This window comes from Candidatus Methylacidiphilales bacterium, assembly GCA_025056655.1.
Taxonomy (GTDB): domain Bacteria; phylum Verrucomicrobiota; class Verrucomicrobiia; order Methylacidiphilales; family JANWVL01; genus JANWVL01.
Map to the genome: position 1 here is coordinate 48336 of JANWVL010000064.1, position 22901 is coordinate 71236.

A 22901-nucleotide genomic window follows, 5' to 3' on the forward strand; every position below is an offset into this window, starting at 1 on the left:
CTATGAATTCTCCACTCACTCCACATTACAACAAACATTCCTCCCCCTCCGCCATCCGCGTCTCTTTACTCATCACTGCATTCCTTTCCCTCATCCTCTTCGTAATGTTCAATTACCTCGGATCCAAATTCTACATCCGAAAAGATCTAAGCCCCACTAAAATAAACGAACTCTCCCCTCGCACCCTCCAAACCCTAAAAGCACTCTCATCCCCCGTTACCCTGGTCACCTTCTTCGGCACCCTAAACGAAACCAACCCACCCCTCTTCCATTACGTCAACAATCTACTCAAAGAATATCTCGCCAGAGGTGGAGAAAAAATCAAAATAGAAAACGTTGATGCAGCAAAAGACTTAGCCCGAGCTGAAGCCCTGGCTAAAAAATACAACATCTACGGCATTGATGATGTCATCATCCTCGACTACCAAGATAACTTCCGCACAATTACAGCTCAAAACCTCGCTGAATTCTATCCCCAATCCCCATTTGATCCCATACCTAGAATCAAAGCATTCAAGGGCGAACAACAAATTACCTCAGCCCTGCAAGCCCTTATTGAAAAACAAGAAACCAAGGTCTACTACCTTGTCGGCCATGGCCAACCCCAACTCGACCAAGGCCCATCCAACCGCTCAATCTCTGAACTCCAAAACCGCCTGAAACGTGAAAACATCCAACTCACACCCCTCAACCTTGCTCAAACTCAAGAAATTCCACAAGACGCTGCTGCCTTACTCATCCTCGGACCCCGCTCCAAATTGTCGGATGAAGAAATCTCACTCATAAAAAACTATCTTGAAAAACAAGGCCGCCTCGCCCTCTTTCAAGACCCACAGACCACCTCAGGCTTAGAACCTCTCCTACAAGAATATGGCCTCAAACTTAACAACGACATCGCCCTAATCAGATTTCCAGGCACTCCCATCATTGCTCGCAACGTCATTGCATCCGAATTCGCAGACCACCCATCCACACGAGCACTCCTAGGATTCAACCTGAATCTTCCCATCGCCCGTTCCATCACCACAGGTCTACCACCAAACTCCACAAAAGGAGGCATCAACATCGACCTCGTCAAAACCATTAAAAACTATTGGGGAGAAACAAACTTCTCCGAAAATGCCACACCTGAATTCAACACCGGTGCAGACACACAAGGCCCTCTTACCATTGCAGCCCTCTACACAAGCGCAAACCCAGACAACATGAACGAAACCACCCACGACACCCGCATCATCGTAGTCGGCTCCGCATCCTTTGCACTAAATTCCTTCATCAATGCTGAGAGCAGCATATTCAGCACCAACCTAATCAGCTGGCTCGCCAAAAAGGCTCCCCTCCTCGACATCCCACCCAAAATCCCCCAAGAATTCCCACTAAATCTCACCCCACTACAAATACGCACCGTCACCATCTTTACTATTTTTGTCCTACCCAGCATTCCACTAATCTTTGGAATCCTTGTCTGGTTCTCCCGTAGGCGATAAACACCATCCTCTACCACACACAACCTATGCAACCCTACAAATCAATCATCATCTATGCCACCCTAGTCACCACACTCGGCATCTACATCTTCTTCGTAGCCAAAAATCAAAAAAGCACTACAGAAACCATACAAGCTGAAAATAACCTCTTTATCGACGTTCCCTTCTCCAAAGTCATAGAAGCCAAACTCATCGCCCCCACCGGCACATTCTCATTCACAAAACAAAACGACAAATGGCGCATCACCGCACCGATCAACACCCCAGCCGACTCCCCCACTATTGACATGATCCTCAGTGAAATTGAGTTTTCCCAATCCAAGCGCACCATCCCCTTCGAACAAATCAACAACCCTCAAGAAACACTAGCCCAATGGGGCCTCAACCCGCCCACTTTCACCTTCGAATTCAAAACACAACAAGACAACAACAAACCTCCCATCACCTATACCCTCCAACTCGGAAGAAAAACAGCCTTCAGTGAAACCTACTACGCCCGCATCGGCACAGACCCAAAAGCCCCAGTCGTCCTCGTCCCTAGCACACTACATGCCGCACTTAACCGAAAACTCGATGACCTCCGCGACCGCACTATCTTCTACGACCTCGATGACCCCCAGTCTGTCGAGACCATCTCTTTCCAAGCTGAATCGCTGCACGCTCCCCCCATCCCCCAAGAGTTCCTCCTAAAACTTAAAGACAAAAAATGGAGCTTCGAACGTCCTTTCACTGCACGCGCCTCGACCGAAAAAGTAAACGAATTCCTAAACTTTATTACCTCTCTCAACTCCGTCCAATTCATCACAGACTCTCAGGAAGAACTCAACAAATTCGGCCTCGACACCCCCACATACCAAATCAACCTTACTACCGCAAAAGAATCATCCTCCCACACCCTCCTTATCGGTAATCCCATCACAGAACAATCCGAGTTTTACTACGCCAAACGCCTAAAAGACCCCGCCGTCTTCTCAATTAACCGCGAGGACGTCAATAAACTCATTAACTTCATCAAATCTCTCCGCGACCTCACCATCGCCACATTTTCCTCAGACCACGTTACCCAACTCACCATCCAAAAAAATCGAAACACCATCACCTTTATCCGCCAACAATCCAAATGGCTTTTCGCTAATGCTGCCGATACCCTCGCCGATCACGTCAAAATATCCAATCTTCTCCAACGTCTCCAAAAGACCCCCGCAAACCGCGTCGTAAAAGATGCCGCCACCGACCTCAAACCCTACGGTCTTGACAAACCCTCCACCCGAATCACGCTCAAACTAGAAATCCCCGCTCCACCCAATCCCACTGCCACTACCAAAGACACACCGCCCCCCGCTCCGACAACACAAACCATCGAAATTCTCGTCGGCAAAATCGACAAAAACGAAGTCCACCTCTCCAACAACTTCGAAAACACCATCTACGCCTTCCCAACCAACATCCTTGATGACCTAAACTCACTCGACCCCTCATCCTGGCGCTCAAAAATCCTTTTCAATCTCGAGTCCAGCCAAATACAAACCCTAAAACTCACCCCCAAAAACCAACCCCCATACACTATCTCCCGACAAGACGCCCAATCGTTTACCACCACCCTAGAAAATACCAAACTCGACCCCTTCAAAACCGAGACCCTATTCGTCCGTGCAGCCTCGCTCCAAGCCGTAAATTGGCTTAACCTCCCCCAACGCACCTTCCAAACACCACATGCCACAATTCAAATCACCACCCAAAACAACACCACATACACACTCACAGTCGGCGCTCCCCTTGCCAACGGCAATTTCCCCGTCCTACTCACTCCTCAAAACATACAAGCCGAAATCCTAGCTCAAGACATCCTCTCCCTACTCTCAGTCCCCATAGAAACCCCAGAGAAAAAAACTTCGGTAACCACCCCACCTGTCGAAGCACCCCTCCCACCCCCGACATCACCCCAATAACATCCCCTCTCCCCACCACCACTTGTGGATAACCTCCTCCAACTTCTCATCCTCGGCCTAATCGAAGGCGTCACAGAATTCCTTCCCATCTCTTCGACCGCACACTTGCTCATCGCCCAACATTGGATAGGCCCACGATCAGACGCCTTCAATATTATCATCCAATCCGGTGCCATCCTCGCCGTCCTCCTAATCTACTGGAAAAAAATTTTAGATCTCATCCTCAACATCCAAAACCCAGAAAAGTCCAACTACTTAATTAAACTCATAACTGCCTTCCTACTCACATGCCTCATGGGTTATGGCATAAAAAAAATCGGATGGACTCTTCCTGACACCCTTGCCCCCATCATCCTCTCCCTCCTCGGAGGTTCACTCCTAATCCTCTACGGAGAATATCGTTACGCACAATCCAAAGAAAAAATCACCGACTCCATCACATGGCCGGTCGTCTTTGCCGTCGCACTCGCTCAAATTTTCGCCGCCATCTTCCCCGGCCTCTCACGCTCAGGCGCCGTCATCCTATTTGCCATGCTCCTTCACACCTCACGCCCAGCAGCAACTGAATTCTCATTTTTGCTAGGCATCCCCACCATGTTTGCAGCATCGATCCTATCCTATTACAGTGAAACCCATCATCTCACTCGCCCTCCACAAGAGCCGATTTCCGACATCCTCATCGCATTTCTCATAGCTACCGTCACTGCTTTCATCGCAGTGCGTTGGCTCCTTCGATACGTTCAGACGCACACCCTTACTCCCTTCGCTTACTATCGTATCGCTATTGCCTTAATCTTAATAACCTTAAGCTACTAGCCCAAAGTTTGATTCATATCAGCCCCACCCCCATCATGCCCACCTACGTAATCGGCCACAAAAACCCCGACACCGATGCCATCTGCTCAGCCATCGCATACGCTCATTTATTATCTCGCACCACCCTCCCCGACGCAGTCCCCGCCCGCTGCGGAGAACTGAACCAACGAACAGAATTCGTCCTCAGACAAACAGCGCTCCCCGTCCCCCGCCTTCTCGCTGACGTCCGCCCCACCCTCTCTCACATCATGCAACGTCATCCCATTTCCGCACGCGAAGATGAATCCCTACATGATGTTTTTGAACGCATGACCACTCACAATTTCCGCAACATCCCAGTTATAGACTCACACCACCACATTGTCGGCCTTGTCTCCATCGTAAAAATGCTCGAGCACCTCTTCCCACCGCTCAACTCACACGACAATCTCGCCTCTCGCACCATCCCAACCAACCTCAACCGCATCCTCAAAACCGTTCACGGCACAGCACTCCACCTTGTCGACCCCCTCAAAGAACAAGACTTTATCCTAACCGTCGCTGCCTCCTCCGTAGACTACTTCGCTGAACGCCTCGAGCACTACCCCCTCGATCGCCTACTACTAGTCGTCGGCAATCGCCCCACAATTCAACAACTCGCCATCGAAAAAGCCGTCCGTGCCATAATCATCACAGGCAATGCAAAATTAACCCCCACACTTCTCCAGCAAGCCAAAGATCGCGGCGTCTCAGTCATCTTTACACCAAACGACACAGCCACAACTACCCTCGCTATCAAATGTGCTAAACCGATCCGCCACGCCCTCACCACTGACTTTATCAGTTTCCCCGAAAACACATTGATCAAAGAAGCTCAAACAATCGTCGCCACAAAAACACAAGTTCTATTCCCAGTCCTCGACTCAGACGCCCGCCTAATTGGCGTTTTCTCAAAATCTGATCTCGTTCAATTTCCCCGCACACGTCTGATTCTCGTTGACCACAACGAATTCTCACAAGCTGTCACAGGCGTCGAGCAAGCCGAAATCATCGAAGTCATCGATCACCATCGACTCGCCGGAAACCTCGTTACAAGAGAACCTATCCGGTATATCAACGAGCCCCTAGGCTCCACTTGCACAATCATCGCACAACTCTACAGGCAACATCACCTCACCCCTCCCCCACCTATCGCCTTATGCCTCGCTGCAGGAATCATCTCAGATACACTCAACCTCACCTCTCCAACTACAACCCCTCAAGACCAAGAAATCCTTCAATGGCTCAAACCTTATCTCCCCGTAAACCTTTCCCAATTCGCAGAGCAACTCTTCGCTTGCGGTTCCCCACTACTAAATCTATCCGCCAAAGATGCTGTTCGACTTGATGCAAAAGAATACAACGAAAACGGATACAGCCTGATCGCCGCTCAAATCGAAGAGCTAGGATTTGAGCAATTCTGGAAACACCGCCTGGAACTAGCCAAAGCCCTAGAAGAATTTCGCAAAGAAAAAAACGCCCATTTCGCTTGCCTCATGATCACCAACATCACACTCCATCAAAGCTATCTCCTTGTCACCGGACACAGCGAAATGATCAAAGCCATAGACTATCCACTGTTAGCACCCAACCTTTACGACCTCGGCAACATAGTCTCCCGAAAAAAAGAACTCCTACCCGTCCTCATCCGCATCGTCCATCAGATAAAGCCCAACCCCAGCCTATCCACCACGAGCTAAACGCAACAAGTCCCCAACTCGACGATGCGCCTCAAGCGGATGTCGCAAAGGAATATCTGGACATATCTCATAAGAATTGCAACGTCCTGACTTCTTCTTTATCAACACACCAGCTTTAATCAGGTCCGCAACAATCTTTTGCACCGCCCTCTCCGTAATCCCCACTGCTTCAGCGACCTCCCGAAGGCGCATCATCCGATTCTTCCTAAGACAAATCAACACATGCGTGTGATTCGTTAAAAAAGTCCAGCCAGGTTTATTTTTTTTATTGACGACCTTTTTCATACGAATAATTTTTCGTGTAATATAATTCGCTAATAAATGTTCATATATTAACCCAAACCTCACTCACTGCCAAGTATGGAAATGCTCATCAACAACCTCCTGTCGCCTATCGTCCTAGCCTTTTTCATAGGGGCTATCGCCACCCTGCTCAAAAGCGACCTTGAGTTCCCTGAACCCGTTCTCAACGCCATCTCAATCTATCTAGTCTTCTCAATCGCGATTAAAGGAGGCGTAGAACTTTCCTCAAGCCACTTCTTACACATATGGAAGCCATCCCTAGCCACATTATCACTGACACTGCTAATCCCCGCCGCCGTCTTCTACCTCGCACGACGCTTACTCAAGCTCAACATCGAAGATGCAGCCGGCTTAGCTGCATTATACGGCTCCGTTTCCTCTGTCACCTTTCTTGCCGCCATGACATTAGCCAACCGACAAATGACCCCACCCGAACCCTTCATGCCCGTCATGGTTAGCATCATGGAGTGGGGAATTCTAGTCGCGCTCTTCCTCGCAAGATGGTCGCTTCAAACCGAAAAGAAAACTACAGCAGATTTTTCCATCAAAGACATCATTCTAGAAACGCTCCGAGGCCGCAGCGTTATTCTCATGCTAGGAGGATTAACTATAGGCTACCTCATCGGTGAAGAAGGCATGGCTCCTATAAAAATTGTCTATGAAGACGCCTTTCGCGGCATCCTAGTTTTATACCTCCTCGAGATGGGCATGGTAGCCGCTCGTCAGATTTCTGCATTCGTCCAACTTGGCATCAAAATTATTGCCTTCGCCATATTCCTCCCGATCCTCCATGGTTTACTCGGTGTATCGATCGGCACATGGGCTGGCCTTTCCTTAGGCGGTAGTTTTGTTTTAGGAGCGATCGCCGCCAGTGCCTCATACATTGACGCTCCAGCAGCCGTCCGACACGCACTGCCATCAGCCAATCCTAGCATCTACCTGAACGCATCACTCGGAATCACCTTTCCATTTAATCTCCTTATTGGCCTTCCCCTTTATTACAAATTCGCTGCTTGGCTTCACCAATCATGACCACTTATGAAAATAAAAAAACTAATCCCTAAGTCAGTCAGGCTGTTTTCTTCAGCACTAGTTCTAACTGTCCTGCTAACCTCTTGCCAACCTCCCCATAAGCTGAGGCCACCTAATCATTCTCTCTCCTCAGAGCAACCCATAGATCTGGAGGAGGCCCTGCGCTTTATCGGAGAGTGGTGCACAGACGTCACAGCCATCTCTCGTGCCCATGCAGAAGGCAAAGACGTGCTCGCACTCGCAGAAAAATTCTTAGACGAAAAATACGACTACCTTAATGGTCCAGTGCTTTTCAAACCCACCCTCGGTCATGGAGAAAACACCTTCCGATTAAGTCGCCGAGCTGCCCTTTCCTACTTCATCGGCGGTGATTCCCTTTATCCAGACGACAGCGGATTCGCCCTTAAACCTTGGCGTGAAGCCCGTTTTGAAATCGGTAAAGGCAAGCAAGGCGAAGTGGCTTGGCGAACTGAAGGCGCTTTAGCACTGATCATGGGAAATGTCTGGTTCACTGATGAACAAGGGAACACCACAAAGGTCGACAAAAGCTGGGTCTTGAAAAGAACAGAAGATGGCAAATTAAAAATCTATCTTCATATGTCCTCGCTCCCCTTCACGCCAAAGGATTAACGCATTCTCATTCCTCAACAGGTCCCGTGTATGAGCGCATTTTACAATCTTTTATCCTGCTCATTCTTGTTATATCGCTGCAAGGGATATAAAATACTTTTATGAATCCACAACTTCAGATTTTAGCACGTCTTGAGGAGAACGCCCAGACCCCGTTGGAAAAAATTGCTGAGGAGCTCCACATCCCTCTTTCTGAAGTCCGTGCAACCATCGCCGATCTCGAGAGACAGAAAATTATCCTCGGCTACAAGACGATCGTGGACGAAGACAAGCTCGACCGAAATACAGTTAAAGCAATCATCAACGTAAAAACTACCCCTGAACGTGGCGAAGGCTTCGATCGCTTAGCCCGCAGAATCAGCCAATATCCAGAAGTCATCGATTGTTACCTTGTGAGCGGTGATTATGACTTGGTGATCTTTGTTCAAGCGCCCTCATCTAAAGCGATCGCTCATTTCGTCGCAGAAAAGCTTTCCACCCTTACCGGAATCGTCTCAACAGCTACACATTTCCTCCTCAAAACCTACAAAGAGCACCACATCCCATTTTTCGATACTGCCTTAGCTGCTGACGACGAAGAAGACTACGAAAGGCTCAAAATAAGCCCATAGCTCAGCAGCCATCAGGCATATCCTCCCCTTTTGCCCATCATGTCTCAATCAAGCAGAGCCCCTTTCTCACCACCAATAGCCAAGCACGTCCTCAATATTCCACGTTCTGGCATCCGAGATTTCTTTGAAATTGTGCAATCCATGCAAGATGTGATCTCCCTAGGCATTGGAGAACCCGACTTTTCAAGCCCAGAACACATCCGCCAGGCTGCAATAGATGGCCTTCGAGCTGGCCGCACCGGTTATACCTCCAACTTAGGCATCCCTCGGCTCCGCAAAGCCATTTCACAATACCTCGCGCAATATTATCACGTCTACTATGACCCTAGCTCAGAAATCATCGTCACAGCTGGAGTCTCAGAGGCTCTTGATTTAGCCCTACGCGCTATCATCGATCCAGGCGACGAAATCATTTATCACGAGCCCTGTTATGTCTCCTACTCGCCCAGCATTCGGCTCTGTCATGGCATACCAGTGCCTGTGCAAACTCATCCAGAAAATTGTTTCGCACTTAAAGCTTCCCAACTCGAGCCCCACATCACTCCCCGCACCAAAGCTATTTTACTGAACTTCCCCACAAATCCGACCGGCGCAGCAATGCCTCAAGAAGAGCTAAAAAAAATCGCCGCCCTGGCTCAAAACAAAAACCTTCTCGTTATCACAGACGAAATCTACTCGGAATTAACTTACGAAGGACAACACACCTCCATCGCCTCCTTGCCTGGGATGAAGGAGCGGACGATCTTCCTACATGGCTTTTCAAAAGCATTCGCAATGACCGGCTTCCGAATCGGCTATGCTTGCGCACCGCCTGCAATCACCGAAGCCATGATGAAAATCCATCAATACGCGATCATGTGCGCTCCAACTGCCAGTCAAGAAGCTGCCATTGAAGCCTTAAACGGCGACCTGACTGACGTTCAAAAAATGAAAGATCACTACCACAAGCGCCGAGACTACATCGTCTCCGCATTGAATGAAATGGGACTAGATTGTCACATGCCTCGCGGCGCCTTCTATGCTTTTCCTTCAATAAAAAAGACTGGCCTAGACGCACAGACGTTTTCTCTTCGCCTTCTAAAGGAAGAAAAAGTTGCGGTCGTTCCAGGCACCGCATTCGGATCCCACGCTCATCAATACATCCGCTGCAGTTACGCCACCGGCCTTAAACAAATCGAAAAAGCTATGCAAGCCATGAAACGATTCGTAAATCGGCTATAATTTTATTCTCATGCCAACCCCTGAACTAGCGAAACCTATCGACTCCCTACAACTTCGCATCAACGAAATCTTCTACAGCATCCAAGGAGAAAGCACCTATGCAGGACAGCCATGCGTATTTGTCCGTCTAACCGGATGCGATCTACGCTGCACATATTGCGATACACAATACGCATTCTATGAAGGAGAACGTCAGACTATCTCCCAAATTTTAGCAACAATAGCCCAATACAATTGCCGCTTAGTTGAAATTACCGGTGGCGAACCTCTCCTACAACATAATGTCATCCCATTAATGAGCTTACTTTGTGACTTAGGCTACAAAGTTCTGATCGAAACCAGCGGCGCTCACGACATCTCACAGATTGATCCACGAGTAGAACGCATTATGGATCTAAAGTGCCCAAGTAGCGGCGAAGTGGAACGTAATCTTTGGTCTAATATTGCCCACCTAAAATCACACGACGAGGTCAAATTCGTGATTGGAACACAAGACGACTATGAATGGGCCAAAGAAAAGCTCTTTGAATATCATCTCCATGTTCGCGTTCGGGCTGTTCTCTTTTCTCCAGTCTTCGAGACAATGAAGCCCGTTACACTTGCTACCGCTATCCTCCGCGATCAGCTTCCCGTCCGCTTCCAAATCCAGCTTCACAAAATCATCTGGCCCTCAGCCACTCGTGGAGTCTAGCTACATCTCAAGCACCCCCTGTTAAACTGAAGTTTATCGTCTATCAAAAAAATGCTATAGAGCTTTCATGACCCCTGAGGATTTTCCTAAAGCCTACGAACCCCAGCGCGTGCAAGATCGCATCTATCAGGAATGGCTCGAAAAGGGCTACTGGCATGCCAACCCACGAAGCAATAAGCCCCCATTCTCCATCGTCATGCCTCCACCCAATATCACAGGAGTCCTCACCTTGGGACACGTTTTGAACAATACGTTGCAAGATATCCTCTGCCGCAGAGCTAGAATGCAAGGCTACGAAGTGCTCTGGCTCCCTGGCACGGATCACGCCGGCCTCGCCACACAGACGGCCGTTGAAAAAAACATTAAAAAAACTGAAGGCAAGACGCGTTTCGATTTCTCACGTGAAGCCTTTTTAGAAAAGGTTTGGGAATGGCAAAAAAAACACGGCAACATCATCATCGAGCAACTTAAAAAACTCGGATGCTCCTGTGATTGGCAACGCCAGCGTTTCACCCTCGATGAGGCATACACTCGAGCTGTGCAACGTGTATTCATTACACTCTATGAGCGCGGCTACATCTACCGCGGCTTGCGGATGGTGAACTGGTGCCCAGCCTCACTTACCGCTATTTCAGACGAAGAAGTGATCCCCAAGGCTCAAAAATCAACCCTATATTATATTGATTATATATTGGAAGACGATCGAGATAAACTCACAGTCGCCACTACCCGCCCAGAAACAATCATGGCCGACGTCGCAGTAGCAGTTCATCCCCACGACGAGAGGTATAAAAAATATATCGGCCGAAACGTTCGCCGTCCCCTTGCTCCAGCTCTTATTCCAATTATTCCAGACCCTGCTATCGACCCAAAATTCGGAACAGGTGTTCTCAAAGTCACACCTGCCCATGACAAGCTAGACTTTGAAATTGGACAACGTCACAACCTTCCAATCATAGATATCCTCACACCAGACGGAAAAGTATCCTGTCCACAAGAGCCCGAATTAGACGGCCTCGACCGCTTTATTGCAAGAAAACGCGCCGCTGAAATTTTACAATCTCGATCACTCCTATCAAAAGAAGAGCCCTACGAAAATAATGTTGGTTTTTCGGAGCGTGCCGATGTGCCCATAGAACCTCGCCTATCCTGGCAGTGGTTTCTGGATTACAAGAAAATGGCCAATAACAAAATGATTGAGCTAGCCTTGCAAGTCGTCAGACAGCGATTAATCGAGTTTGTACCATCCCATTGGGAAAAGGTCTACGCGCATTGGCTCGAGAATATTCAAGATTGGTGCATCTCCAGGCAGGTCTGGTGGGGGCATCGTATCCCAGTTTGGTATGCTCCAGAGGCTCCAGATCCTTCTCATCATGAGGTGCCCAAGCACCTGATTCGTTGCCAGATCGAATCGCCTGGAGAAGGCTGGAAACAAGACCCTAACACACTAGACACTTGGTTTTCTTCTTGGCTCTGGGCTTTTGAAACAATGGATGAGGAGACCCGTCAAAAGTTTTATCCAACCAGCGTTTTAGTCACTGGGCCGGATATCATTTTTCTGTGGGTAGCCCGGATGATCATCGCTGGACTAGAATTCAAGCCAGGTAAAGTTTAGCCATAGATTACAGTGTGTCAGAAAGAGCGAGAATAAAAATAGCTGGCCTTGGAGCAATATCCGCCGCAGGAAACAGCCCTGAGGCGATCTTTGAGTCTATAGTCGAAAAACGTCGTCCTTTTACTCAGCGAGCCCAACCGCCCCTCCTCCTAGGATGGATAGATGATACCGCAATCGAGAAGCCACCCGTTGGCCTAAAAAACTGGCTCGGCACCCCACGTATCGCTAAAATAAGCGCCACTTCTGCCTTCCAAGCTTGGAAAGACAGTCATTGGCCTTTACCTGCTGAGATATTTTATCTCGGCACAGCTAGAGGCTGGAAAGTTAACGAAGAGTCCCCTTGGACAGAAAAGCTACTATGGACTCCCTGGACTTCTCTTACGGGCTACGTCGCAAGTGCCATCCAATGTTCAGAACAGGTTCTCTCTCTTCAAGCTGCATGCGCCTCAGGAGCCGTAGCCATCATCGAAGCCGCCCTGAAACTTTTAAATTCTCAGGCCAAGCGTGCTATCGCCGGCGGAGCCGACTCTGCATTATCCCCCGAGCAACTCACACCGCTCCAAAGGATGGGAATGATTGATGAGAGCACGGATAAAGACAGACTTTCTTACCCTTTCAGTCAAAGCCCGAAAGGAATGATCCCAGCAGAGGGCGCCGCTTTTCTCGCCTTAGAGAAAATTTCAGACTCATTTAGCCCGGGTGATATCGAGCTAGCGGGTTGGGCGTGGAGAAGTGATCCTAAATTGCGTTGGGGAGAAAATGGCCAATGGATTGGTGAAGTCCTAGATTGCGCACTTCAAACAGCAAGGTGTTCACATCTTGAACTCGAAGCGCTCTGGGCGCACGGCTCTGGCACACCTACTAACGACAAACAAGAATGGGAAAACTTAGAGGCTTGGAGACAGAAGACTGGCTGTAAACGATTGATCCTACTATCCACCAAAGGAACAACAGGGCATGCGTTTGGCGCTACATCGGCAATAGAAGCAGCACTGGCTTGTGTTGCCTTGCAAAAGAAAGTCTTGCCTCCCTGGGTAGGAGATCAAAAGGAAACTCGGCCAAGTTCATTGGTACAATTAATATCTAATCCGCAACCTATCGGCTCTCCATGGATCGCAACTTTATCCATGGGGTTCTGGGGGGAAACAGCAGCTTTGGTTTTCCGACGACACGATTAATTCAACGGAAAATATTGATATCTTGCACCCAGCTACATTCGGGGATTCTTCCTTCTTCAAGATAAATTTCCATGATGTCGTAGCGATAATAGAGCTTTTGATGAGCAAAGAATTCGCGAATAAAAGCTCGCGAGGCCCTGAGCAAGTGCTTGCGTTTGCTTTGATCAACTGCATCGGAGGCACGCAGAAGAGAAGAAGGAGCCCTAGTTTTGACTTCGACAAAAACCAGAGTCTTTCCCTGCAGAAAGACCAGATCAAGCTCGCCAATTTTCTGAATTTTGAAATTTCGGCAAACGAGTCGCATTCCTTTTTGGCGACGCAAAAAAGACTCTGCGACCCGTTCGCCATAGGCCCCGATTTCTTTCGCCGTCTTAAGATTCGGTGCACGCCGCCGATCGAACGGGCGTAAATGATCGACGATGCTCTGGACAAGGGCCCCACTTCTTGAGAGCAGCCGCGTGATCTGCTGTGCCGTAGCCTTTGTGACGCGCAAAACCGTATTGAGGATAACGCTCATGCAGTTGCTCCATGATTGAATCCCGTGTCACCTTAGCAAGCACAGAAGCGGCAGCTATCGAAGGAAGTAGATCATCTCCCTTCTTAAAATAGACGGCATTCATTTCAAATTGTCTCATGGGATTTCCGTCAATCCAGAGGCCTCCTGGTTGTGCTTCAAGATTTTGAAGGGCCCGATACATCGCAAGTTGCGTTGCTTTCAAAATATCGGACGCATCTATTTCCTGAGCTGTAGCGATTGCGACACTCCATACAAGCGAAGAGGAAGTTTTGAGTTGATCTGCTACAATTTTTCTTTGGCGAGGCGAGAGCTTTTTAGAATCACGTAAAAGTGGAACTTGTTCTCGCAGTTGTTTTCGATCGCGAATTAGCACTGCAGCCGCTACAACTGGACCAGCCCATGGCCCTCGCCCTGCTTCATCGAGTCCGGCAGCGTCTGGCCATCCGTATTTCTGGAGCAATTTGGGCTCAAGCTCCCAGTCCACCACAATTGCAAAGCTTTAGGGTAACTTATTTTTTCGCCTTTTTCTCAACAGCCGATTTATCGAGAGTATCGACTGTTGTGGCCTCTTTACCTTTACGTTTCCGGATGTAGTAAAGCTTTGCTCGCCTGACTTTTCCTCGCTTCTCAACGACGAGCTTCTCTATTCGTGGTGAATGAAGCGGAAACACTCTCTCTATCCCTTCTCCAAAGCTTATGCGGCGAACCGTAAACGTCTCATTCAGTCCACTACCTCGTCGCGCAATCACTAACCCAGAGAAAACTTGGATCCGCTCTTTATCTCCTTCGATAACTCTCGTATGCACTTTTACGGAATCACCGATTGAAAATTCAGGAATTTGCGGACGAAACTGCTCTTTTTCGATTTTCTTAAGTATATCCATAATTGCCTCCTATATTTGAATTCTAAGGCTTATTTAACCTAGTTGCCTTTAGATGAGCCTGCTCTTTTCGCCAAGCACGAATTTTCTCATGATGCCCGCTGAGGAGAATTTCTGGGACTCTCCATCCGCGATATTCTGCCGGCCGAGTATATTGAGGCCCTTCTAACTCAAACGAGGACTCGCTGAAGGACTCCTCCTGAATAGATTTTTCATTCCCTAAAACACCAGGTAAGAGTCGCACCGTGGCATCAATAAGAACTGCCGCCGCCAATGCACCATTTGTTAAAACATATGGCCCAATCGAAACTTCTTGATCCACGAGATAATCAGCTACTCGTTGATCGACCCCCTCGTAATGCCCGCATATTAAAATCAAACGTTCAAGTTTAGACCATTCATAAGCAGTGGCCTGTTGAAACTGCCACCCGCTAGCCGAAAGCAGCACGACGTGCGCTTTACGGTTGTCCATAGCCCTCACTGCATCCAGAGCTTGTGCGATCACATCTACCCGCAAAACCATCCCTGGGCCTCCGCCATATGGAGCATCATCTACCGTCCTATGACGATCAAGAGCATAATCTCTTAGTTGATGAAGATACAGCTCTAGTCGCCCTTCTTTTCTTGCCCGAGCTATAATGCTCTCTGAGAGGGCTCCCTCTACAATTTGTGGGAACAGAGTGATAACATCTACACGCATCAACGCAGAAAAAACAGCACAGTTAAAACTTAGCGTTTCCCGACGATGTAGGAGGTCTGAGGCGGTATCTCGAGGACCATCTTCCCATTCTCAACCTTAACCGTTTTTCCCGATATCAGCTCTTCGTAGTCCCCATCGGAAAACTCTGGAGCAACATCAAGCGTCAGAGTAGCCGGGGATAATTTGCGATTAAACGCTACGAGCACCCGATCCTGAAAATAAGCCCGCACATACGAATACGTCTCATCTTCAAGATGAACGACTCGCCTATGACCATATCGTAGAGCCGGATGAGCGTGCCTGATCCGCGCCACTCGACTCCAATGTTCTTGCACTTGCTTCTCCTGCTCACTCAATTCTTCTCCAAATCGCATCATTCGGCGATTGTCTGGATCGCCAGCCCCTGTCATTCCGATTTCATCGCCGTAATAAATCATCGGCACACCATCAATCGTCATGAGAAAGCTCATTCCAAGTTTGAGACGATAATAGCGATCTAAATGATCCATCTTGGGTGGCTTCTTCCAACCCACTTCCTCCTCATCAGATTCTTCCGGATCAGGCAAATCTCCATCCGCAAAAGCCATAAATCGAGATTTATCGTGATTTCCAAGAAGAGCCGACATCAATGTCTCTTTCCCATAGATGAGCTCAGAGGAACGCAAAGAATTTTCCAAGTCCCGAAAGGTAGCTTTCTCAGTCGCAAAGACCTCCATAATCGTGTCATAAAGCGGGAAGTCGAACTGAGCATCCAACATATTAGGCCCGACAAATGACATAATCCCACGGCGATCCATAAACGTTTCCCCAACAAAATAAAGCGGGCTTTTACGTTTGGACTCAACACGCTCCCGAATAGCCGTCCGAAACCGCCACCAGAAGTCATGTTGAATGTGCTTCACAGCGTCCAATCGAAAACCGTCCAAGTCAAATTCCTCTAACCACCAGATCGAATTTTCTATCAAAGCCTCAACCGGCTCTTTCTTATTAAAATCAAATGCTGGCAAAAATGGCTCAAACCATGTTGTAAACGGATGCTCATCCCACAACCTCAAATTCCTTCGCCCATCCGGCAACTCCAGGGTCCCAAACCAATCCCGATGATTCTTCCACCATGGGTGATCTTCATGCACATGCTTGAGCACTAGATCCGCTATCACTTTTATCCCCCGATCATGCGCCACGTGAACTAATCTTCTCAATGCCTCCTCACCACCTATCCTCGGCTCCACACGGCGTTCCGATACAGGCCAATATCCATGATACCCCGTATACCACCGATGAGGTGGCTTAAATGACTGAAAGGCGCCGCGTGGATTTTCATTCAAAGGAGCCAGCCACAAGACATTGACTCCAAGACGATCAAAATATCCCTCGCGGATTTTTTTAGTGATTCCTTCTAAATCGCCATTGTGAAAATTCGCAGGGGGCAACAAATCAGGATGATCACAGCGATAATCGTTCTCAGTATTCCCGTTAAAAAAACGATCCGTAAAAGCGTAGTAAATCACTCCATCCTGCCACTGCCATGTCTTGAGCTCTCCTGCAGGAAACCTCACCGTATTGCTAACTCGTCCCTCCTTATCATCTACGATAACTCTTATCCAACTTTCCTTTGGCACTCCGCGAATCAACACCCGTGCTTCATCCCCCACTCTATCAACCTTCAGCCGCGCAGTGGCACCATTGGAGTGTTGAGCCACTGCTACAATAGTGTTTATTTCAGAATTACCCGGCACAACCTTTACAATTGCCTCTCCCTTGCGCAATTCATGAGGGTAAATATACGGCGGTGTCCCCTCTTGCTGCCCTTCAATTTTTAGAATTGAATTCGCAAAACTATCGCTCGTCTGTAATGGATTATCTGGATCAGAAATGAATTCTCCATCCACGACGAACTTATACTTATACTCGCCCGGCTCAAGCCACACTTCACGTCTCCAGATTCCGTCTTCACCGCGTTCTAGCGGATGTGCGCTCTGATTCCATCCATTGAACGTTCCCACCGCCAACACTCTCTGGGGCCGCACGCCTTTTGTATTTTTTTCATCAAAAATAAACTCATGTCGCTTCTTCGGCACCACAGAAAGTGTCAATTCTCCTCCACCTATCACTCTCTTCTCCCGTTCTAGAAGAATTCGTCCGTGGATTAACCCACTTATGCCCTCTTCAAGAGTCAATATTAGCGAACGGCTTGACTTATCATATTTCGCCGATACGCCTTCAGCCCCATCCAAGCGTAAATCCACGTCTTCCCCCCACACCCCAAAGCGCCGCATATCCAGGACGAGCGGCTCCCCTTGGCTAATGATCTGAACCGGGATCCATCCTAAATAAACTGACGGTTCTTTCCTTGCCTCTGCAAACGAAGAGCAGCTCATCCTCACACAAATTGTTCCTACAACCAAAAACGACAACGCCAATTTCATCACTTTCTTCATCTATTCATTCCTAAATCCAAAAAAGAACTATCACAAGAATGATTCAAATCACCATTGATTGCCTACTCTCTTGTTTCATCTCCCTCTCTTGCCACACTCTTTTACAGCCCTATGAATAGAGGCGTGCAGTTTTCGTTATTGAACCCTCCCAACATCATCAGCCTGGCTCGACTTGTTTTATGCGTCGGGTTGGCTGTCGTGTTAAGTTTCGATCTTTCAACCAAAGCTCCAATAGCTCTAGCTTTATTTATCTTTGCCTCCATAACCGATTGGCTCGATGGCTACCTCGCCCGCCGTCACAACCAAATAACTAGCCTCGGGAAACTTCTCGACCCACTGGCGGACAAAATCTTAATCTGCACAGCTTTCATCGGTCTTTTTCATTTTGGCTTAGTCTCCCTGTGGATGGTGGTTCTTATTATGTCCCGTGAATTCCTCGTCACGGGCCTTCGTCTGATTGCCGCGGCGCAAGGCGTTGTCCTAGCCGCCGAAAAATTAGGCAAACACAAAATGTTCTCACAAGTGATCACTCTCATCCTCGGATATGGAATCACCTCCGTCCACACACTGTGGGTGCAAGAAAATACAGCCATCTACTGGCTTTATATCGCTTACCATAGCTTCCTTGGATTGACCCTCGCGATCACCCTCCTCTCAGGGATCATCTACTTTTGGAGAAACCGCCACGCCTTAAATCCTGGTTTGAATGCCAATCGTCCACTCACCTCTATTCATGACAAACAAACGGCCCGCACCTCATCAACAACGCCCGCCTTCAAAGATTGGCAAGTTATCACTGATGCACTCCAGAAAGGCTCTCAAATTTTAATATTACGAAAAGGTGGCATCCACGAAAACAAAGGCTCGTTTTCCCTACAATTCAGACGCTTCTGGCTTTTCCCAACCTCATACCATCAGCAATATTCCCTCGTCAAAAACATAACTTCCCCCCAAGCCTCAGAAAAAGAGCCAACCACAGTCTCAATCAGATCTTATGCAGAAGTTACCCACGCTTTCTTCATCCGAAATGCATCACTCATTCCCTTGCTTAGCCCCTTCCATCACTGGAAAGATGAAGTGATCGAAGAACGCTTTCATCAGAGTCAAAAAAAGGGTCTTTTCGCCATGATAGTTCGGGTCTACATACTCCCTTTTGAATACCGACTCCCCATGCATCCAAGCTATGGCGGCTGCCGATCCTGGGTTGAGCTACCTCTAAGCTTCGAAGCTTACACCGCCACACCCGTGCTAGAAGATGAAGAATTCAATAAGCAACAAACCTCTCTCCTCTCTCTGCTCGAGCGGCAAGACGTCGAAAAAATCATCTAGTCTCAATGTCGATTGATCCCCCACAGCTGCGCCAGTATTGTCTGCAGCCTCGCCCCCTCTGCCATCAACGGGACAAGAATCCCCGTGTAAAATGGACCAAATTCCGCATATCGTGCACTCGTCGGATCATAACGCATCTCCGTCACAATCGCCTTCACATCACGTGCCTCATGCGCAAACAGCGTCACTCCCCACTCCCAATCATCTAGGCCAATAGAACCCGACACCAACTGCAACACCTTCCCCGCATACTTTCTCCCAATAGCCGCATGCCCTTTCATCAAGCTTTTACGCTCCTCAAAAGGCAACTCATACCAATTCTGTCCGTATGCTCGACGTTTACTCATCGGATAAAAGCAAAAGAAACGCCAATCTGGCAACCTCGGATAAAGCCTATCAATCGTGTAGCTCTTAAGTCGATCCAGACGGATCGCTAGTTCCTTTTGATACCTCTCACTTCCCTCCTCGATCCCCTGCTGAAGAAGCTCTAAACGATACTCGCTCTCCGTCGTAGTGTATTCCGATACCTCGGTCATCGAAAAATAACTCCACACGCGTTTCAACACATTCTCTCCTAGCGCCGATAAAAGCTCGCGCTCCATCACCAAAAGCTCCATTCGATCGACACCGAGCATCATCACTGCCGCATCCGCCTTCCCACCCATCAAAATAAATTTCACCTGCACCTTCCGCTCATTTGCCCTCGTTGTAAGAATTTTCTCAAAATACCCTAAACGTTCCTCTTGGTCTGCTCGGGGGATACCTGCCCAATGTGCGAAATCTACTCGTAAAAAAAGGTGCACAACAAAAAGTCCCTCTGCCGCCTTCAAACTCAAAGATTCCAACATAACTTTTTTCGTTTAACTTACCCCGACTATGGCATCCCTATCCGCCTTCGACAAGTTTGCTAGAGCTTCTGAATTCACCACTCTCGATTCCACTACTCTCTTTGCACGCGCAAAAAAAGTTCTCCCAGGTGGAGTCAATTCCCCTGTCCGCTCATTTAAAGCCGTAGGAGGCACGCCTTTCTTTGTTCAGCATGCAAGCGGATCACGCCTTTTTACCTGCGAAGGACGAGCCCTCATTGATTACGTCGGATCATGGGGACCAATGATACTCGGCCATGCTCATCCAGAAATCATCTCAGCTCTCTCTCATGCGCTTCCACACGGCACGAGCTACGGTGTCCCGAACCCATACGAGGTCGAAATTGCCGAGTGGATTACACAACGCCTTCCATGGATCGAAAAAATCCGCTTCACAAACAGCGGCACGGAAGCTGCCCTGGCCGCGATCCGTCTTGCTCGTGGCTACACTCGACGCCCGCGGATTATAAAATTCTCAGGCTGTTACCACGGCCATGTAGATTCGCTGCTCGTCAAAGCTGGCAGTGGCGCCCTGACGCTAAGCCAGCCAGATAGCGCCGGCATACCCGACCCTCTCGCATCGCTGACCTTTTGCCTCCCGTTCAATCAACCTGAAGCCCTAGACCAGACTTTCGAAAAATTTGGTGAGGAAATCGCCGCAGTCATTCTTGAACCTTATCCCGCAAACGCTGGCCTGATCTTCCCACGCTCGGGATTTCTCGAGCATCTCCGCAAACTTTGTGATCAATACGGCGCTCTCTTGATTTTCGATGAAGTGATGACGGGCTTCCGTGTCTCACTCGGTGGCATCCAAGCTCTAACTTCCATCAAAGCCGATCTCACGCTCTATGGAAAAATCATAGGGGGCGGCCTCCCAGTCGGAGCGATCGGTGGTCGTGCCGATATAATGGATCATCTAGCCCCTGAAGGACCCGTTTATCAGGCTGGAACGCTTTCCGGAAATCCACTAGCTATGATCGCTGGCCTTACACAACTCCGATTGCTCGAAGATCAAAGGATTTATGAAACACTCGAAAATCTCGGATCCAGACTGGAAACAGGAATTAGGGAGATTCTCAAGCAACACTCGCTTCACTATTGTTTCCATCGAATCGGCTCAATGTTCACACTCTTCTTCACCGACAAAGATGTGATCGATCTTGAGACTGCATTAACATCCAACCGCCAACAATACGCTGACTGTTTCCACAAACTCCTCGCAAAAGGAATCTACTGGCCTCCATCTCAGTTCGAGACAGCATTCATCAGCGCAGCACACAGCTTTGAGGATATTGATAGAACTCTAGACGCTCTTGACAGCATCCTTCAGCCGTCCTGAGCGGCTTTGCTGGCAGATGTATGGCTTCAAATACGGAGCAGTAGGAGAAAAACGACAATCTATCAATTCTTCCGGTGTGCCTTCAAAAACTACGCGCCCGCCCTTTTCACCCGGCCCCGGCCCTAGCTCGATTAACCAATCCGCCTCGGCAATTAAATCTAAATGATGCTCGATCACCCACACACTGTGACCTTGATCAACAAGACGATGCAACAACAGGATCAGCCTCCGCACATCCTCGCCATGTAAGCCAATAGTCGGCTCCTCGAGAAGATAGACGTGATGCGGTCTCTCTTTTGCAATTTTTCGCATCTCTTCTTTTTGAGCGATCCGGAGCGATTCAGCTAGTTCAGCGACTAACCTCAAACGTTGCGCTTCTCCACCTGATAGCGTATTGCTGGGTTGCCCCAGCGCAATGTAATCCAGACCGATTTCTACCATCAGATTAAGCGTCAAACGAAGATCCGGAATGCCAACAAAAAACTCAGAAGCCTCTTGAGCGCTCATTTCTAAAACGTCAGCTACAGTCTTGCCTTTGTAGTAAATCGACAAGGTCTCTGAGTTGTATCGTTTCCCTCGGCAACTCTCGCATGGCAGATAAAATGTGGGCAAAAACTGCATCTCGACTTTGACCTGACCTTGTCCCGCGCAATGTTCACATCGCCCGCCGGCAGTATTGTAAGAAAAACGTGACGCTCCATAGCCACGTTCACGCGCGGCTGGAGTTGAAGCAAACAACTCACGGATGGCATCTAAAAGGCCAAGATAGGTAGCTGGAGTCGAGCGTGAGGTTCTTCCAAGTGGTGACTGGTCTACTTCGACGACTCGTGTGATAGGAAGAGAGCTTTCAAGCTTGCCCAAAAAGGGATCTGGCTTACGACCGGCTTTATATATGGATTCGAGCAGCGGCTTCAATACATCCAGCAACAAAGTGCTTTTCCCAGAGCCGCTCACACCGCAGAGCACAACGAGACGCTGCAAAGGAAGAGAGACGCTGAAATCGTGTAGGTTGTGCTTATGGACATGGGATAAATTCAGCCAGTGAGACTTTTTGTTTACTTCTCTTCTTTTACCCAAAAGTGGATGAGATAAAGGCTGCGCGAGATGTCTTCCTGTGGCAGATTCAGACACTTTTGCGACTACATCCCATGTGCCATCAGCGACGATCGATCCACCCTGTTTTCCAGCTCCTGGGCCGAGATCTAAGATGCGATCAGCCGATTTCATCACTTCCTCGTCGTGTTCTACGACGACGAGCGTATTTCCCCGATCGCGCAAATTCAGCAACGTCGCAATCAATCGCTCATTGTCACGAGCATGCAATCCAATCGTAGGCTCATCGAGGACGTATAATACGCCTTGCAAATTTGATCCTAACTGTGCTGCCAGGGTGATCCGTTGAGCTTCACCTCCTGAGAGGGCGTAAATTGGACGATCAAGGGTGAGATAGTCTAATCCTACCTCGCAGAGAAAATTCAGCCGTTGATGAATCTCTTTCAATAAATCTGCAGCAATGCGAGCATCGCGTCCTTTGAGAGAGATAGTCTGAAGATACGCTTGCAACTCTGTAAGCGGCA

At 48.6% G+C, this 22901-nt stretch carries 21 protein-coding genes; 13 read left to right on the forward strand and 8 right to left on the reverse strand.

Annotation, left to right across the window (positions count from 1 at the left end; all coding sequences use genetic code 11):
* Window positions 1-2: 2 nt before the first annotated feature.
* Genes NZM04_03830 through NZM04_03845 form a run of 4 tightly spaced genes read left to right on the forward strand, consistent with a single transcriptional unit; the run spans window position 3 to window position 5970 of the window.
* On the forward strand, window positions 3-1487 hold the full coding sequence (locus NZM04_03830) for a GldG family protein (GenBank protein ID MCS7063169.1): 1485 nt from the start codon (window positions 3-5) through the stop codon (window positions 1485-1487).
* A gap of 26 nt (window positions 1488-1513) precedes the next feature.
* Window positions 1514-3436 (forward strand): DUF4340 domain-containing protein, encoded by a 1923-nt coding sequence (locus NZM04_03835; protein ID MCS7063170.1) that lies wholly within the window; start codon window positions 1514-1516, stop codon window positions 3434-3436.
* A 24-nt stretch (window positions 3437-3460) separates the two neighbouring features.
* On the forward strand, window positions 3461-4252 hold the full coding sequence (locus NZM04_03840; protein MCS7063171.1) for an undecaprenyl-diphosphate phosphatase: 792 nt from the start codon (window positions 3461-3463) through the stop codon (window positions 4250-4252).
* Between the two features lie 8 nt (window positions 4253-4260).
* On the forward strand, window positions 4261-5970 hold the full coding sequence (locus tag NZM04_03845; protein MCS7063172.1) for a putative manganese-dependent inorganic diphosphatase: 1710 nt from the start codon (window positions 4261-4263) through the stop codon (window positions 5968-5970).
* Here the strand turns inward: NZM04_03845 and NZM04_03850 are convergent.
* Window positions 5953-6255, reverse strand: a complete 303-nt coding sequence (locus NZM04_03850; protein ID MCS7063173.1) for a winged helix-turn-helix transcriptional regulator — start codon at window positions 6253-6255, stop codon at window positions 5953-5955. The two genes, NZM04_03845 and NZM04_03850, sit on opposite strands and share 18 nt — an antisense overlap.
* A gap of 75 nt (window positions 6256-6330) precedes the next feature.
* On the opposite strand from NZM04_03850, the gene NZM04_03855 reads away from it, so the two are divergent.
* From NZM04_03855 to NZM04_03885, 7 genes are all read left to right on the forward strand, one after another.
* Complete coding sequence (locus NZM04_03855) at window positions 6331-7305, forward strand: sodium-dependent bicarbonate transport family permease (protein ID MCS7063174.1); 975 nt, start codon at window positions 6331-6333, stop codon at window positions 7303-7305.
* Window positions 7306-7311: 6 nt separating this feature from the next.
* Entirely contained in the window at window positions 7312-7935 is a 624-nt protein-coding gene (locus NZM04_03860) for a hypothetical protein (protein ID MCS7063175.1), read from the forward strand.
* A gap of 101 nt (window positions 7936-8036) precedes the next feature.
* On the forward strand, window positions 8037-8546 hold the full coding sequence (locus tag NZM04_03865) for an Lrp/AsnC family transcriptional regulator (GenBank protein ID MCS7063176.1): 510 nt from the start codon (window positions 8037-8039) through the stop codon (window positions 8544-8546).
* Window positions 8547-8585: 39 nt separating this feature from the next.
* Complete coding sequence (locus tag NZM04_03870; protein MCS7063177.1) at window positions 8586-9767, forward strand: aminotransferase class I/II-fold pyridoxal phosphate-dependent enzyme; 1182 nt, start codon at window positions 8586-8588, stop codon at window positions 9765-9767.
* 10 nt (window positions 9768-9777) lie between these two features.
* Entirely contained in the window at window positions 9778-10458 is a 681-nt protein-coding gene (gene queE, locus NZM04_03875; GenBank protein ID MCS7063178.1) for a 7-carboxy-7-deazaguanine synthase QueE, read from the forward strand.
* A 67-nt stretch (window positions 10459-10525) separates the two neighbouring features.
* A complete protein-coding gene (locus tag NZM04_03880) occupies window positions 10526-12073 on the forward strand; it encodes a valine--tRNA ligase (protein ID MCS7063179.1) in 1548 nt (515 codons plus the stop codon).
* A 14-nt stretch (window positions 12074-12087) separates the two neighbouring features.
* Window positions 12088-13251 carry a hypothetical protein gene (locus NZM04_03885; GenBank protein MCS7063180.1) on the forward strand — a complete coding sequence of 388 codons (1164 nt, stop codon included), beginning with the start codon at window positions 12088-12090 and terminating at the stop codon, window positions 13249-13251.
* A gap of 1 nt (window position 13252) precedes the next feature.
* Here NZM04_03885 and NZM04_03890 read toward each other — a convergent pair whose 3' ends face one another.
* From NZM04_03890 to NZM04_03910, 5 genes are read right to left on the reverse strand one after another with little or no spacing between them, the layout of a single operon-like run.
* Complete coding sequence (locus NZM04_03890; protein MCS7063181.1) at window positions 13253-13714, reverse strand: YraN family protein; 462 nt, start codon at window positions 13712-13714, stop codon at window positions 13253-13255.
* Window positions 13623-14252, reverse strand: coding sequence for a ribonuclease HII (locus tag NZM04_03895; protein ID MCS7063182.1), 630 nt, complete (start codon window positions 14250-14252; stop codon window positions 13623-13625). Before NZM04_03895 ends, NZM04_03890 begins: the two co-directional genes overlap by 92 nt.
* 25 nt (window positions 14253-14277) lie before the next feature.
* Window positions 14278-14655, reverse strand: coding sequence for a 50S ribosomal protein L19 (rplS, locus tag NZM04_03900; GenBank protein MCS7063183.1), 378 nt, complete (start codon window positions 14653-14655; stop codon window positions 14278-14280).
* 19 nt (window positions 14656-14674) lie between these two features.
* On the reverse strand, window positions 14675-15349 hold the full coding sequence (gene trmD, locus NZM04_03905; protein ID MCS7063184.1) for a tRNA (guanosine(37)-N1)-methyltransferase TrmD: 675 nt from the start codon (window positions 15347-15349) through the stop codon (window positions 14675-14677).
* A gap of 29 nt (window positions 15350-15378) precedes the next feature.
* Window positions 15379-17790 (reverse strand): alpha-amylase family glycosyl hydrolase, encoded by a 2412-nt coding sequence (locus tag NZM04_03910; protein MCS7063185.1) that lies wholly within the window; start codon window positions 17788-17790, stop codon window positions 15379-15381.
* 111 nt (window positions 17791-17901) lie between these two features.
* Between NZM04_03910 and pgsA the strand changes: the two genes are divergently transcribed.
* Window positions 17902-19119, forward strand: a complete 1218-nt coding sequence (gene pgsA / locus NZM04_03915; protein MCS7063186.1) for a CDP-diacylglycerol--glycerol-3-phosphate 3-phosphatidyltransferase — start codon at window positions 17902-17904, stop codon at window positions 19117-19119.
* A gap of 2 nt (window positions 19120-19121) precedes the next feature.
* On the opposite strand, the gene NZM04_03920 is transcribed toward pgsA, so the two are convergent.
* Window positions 19122-19967 carry a chlorite dismutase family protein gene (locus tag NZM04_03920; protein MCS7063187.1) on the reverse strand — a complete coding sequence of 282 codons (846 nt, stop codon included), beginning with the start codon at window positions 19965-19967 and terminating at the stop codon, window positions 19122-19124.
* Window positions 19968-19995: 28 nt separating this feature from the next.
* On the opposite strand from NZM04_03920, the gene hemL reads away from it, so the two are divergent.
* Window positions 19996-21324 carry a glutamate-1-semialdehyde 2,1-aminomutase gene (gene hemL, locus NZM04_03925; GenBank protein ID MCS7063188.1) on the forward strand — a complete coding sequence of 443 codons (1329 nt, stop codon included), beginning with the start codon at window positions 19996-19998 and terminating at the stop codon, window positions 21322-21324.
* On the opposite strand, the gene NZM04_03930 is transcribed toward hemL, so the two are convergent.
* The coding region (locus NZM04_03930; GenBank protein ID MCS7063189.1) for an excinuclease ABC subunit A at window positions 21289-22901 on the reverse strand (1613 nt) is incomplete at its 5' end. The two genes, hemL and NZM04_03930, sit on opposite strands and share 36 nt — an antisense overlap.

Excerpts from the sequence above, each read along its gene's own strand:
- NZM04_03830 (MCS7063169.1), top strand. The coding sequence starts at position 3 with ATGAATTCTCCACTCACTCCACATTACAACAAACATTCCTCCCCCTCC.
- NZM04_03835 (MCS7063170.1), top strand. The coding sequence starts at position 1,514 with ATGCAACCCTACAAATCAATCATCATCTATGCCACCCTAGTCACCACA.
- NZM04_03850 (MCS7063173.1), bottom strand. The coding sequence starts at position 6,255 with ATGAAAAAGGTCGTCAATAAAAAAAATAAACCTGGCTGGACTTTTTTA.
- NZM04_03855 (MCS7063174.1), top strand. The coding sequence starts at position 6,331 with ATGGAAATGCTCATCAACAACCTCCTGTCGCCTATCGTCCTAGCCTTT.
- NZM04_03860 (MCS7063175.1), top strand. The coding sequence starts at position 7,312 with ATGAAAATAAAAAAACTAATCCCTAAGTCAGTCAGGCTGTTTTCTTCA.
- NZM04_03865 (MCS7063176.1), top strand. The coding sequence starts at position 8,037 with ATGAATCCACAACTTCAGATTTTAGCACGTCTTGAGGAGAACGCCCAG.
- NZM04_03870 (MCS7063177.1), top strand. The coding sequence starts at position 8,586 with ATGTCTCAATCAAGCAGAGCCCCTTTCTCACCACCAATAGCCAAGCAC.
- queE (MCS7063178.1), top strand. The coding sequence starts at position 9,778 with ATGCCAACCCCTGAACTAGCGAAACCTATCGACTCCCTACAACTTCGC.
- NZM04_03880 (MCS7063179.1), top strand. The coding sequence starts at position 10,526 with ATGACCCCTGAGGATTTTCCTAAAGCCTACGAACCCCAGCGCGTGCAA.
- trmD (MCS7063184.1), bottom strand. The coding sequence starts at position 15,349 with ATGCGTGTAGATGTTATCACTCTGTTCCCACAAATTGTAGAGGGAGCC.
- NZM04_03910 (MCS7063185.1), bottom strand. The coding sequence starts at position 17,790 with ATGAAGAAAGTGATGAAATTGGCGTTGTCGTTTTTGGTTGTAGGAACA.
- pgsA (MCS7063186.1), top strand. The coding sequence starts at position 17,902 with ATGAATAGAGGCGTGCAGTTTTCGTTATTGAACCCTCCCAACATCATC.
- NZM04_03920 (MCS7063187.1), bottom strand. The coding sequence starts at position 19,967 with ATGTTGGAATCTTTGAGTTTGAAGGCGGCAGAGGGACTTTTTGTTGTG.
- hemL (MCS7063188.1), top strand. The coding sequence starts at position 19,996 with ATGGCATCCCTATCCGCCTTCGACAAGTTTGCTAGAGCTTCTGAATTC.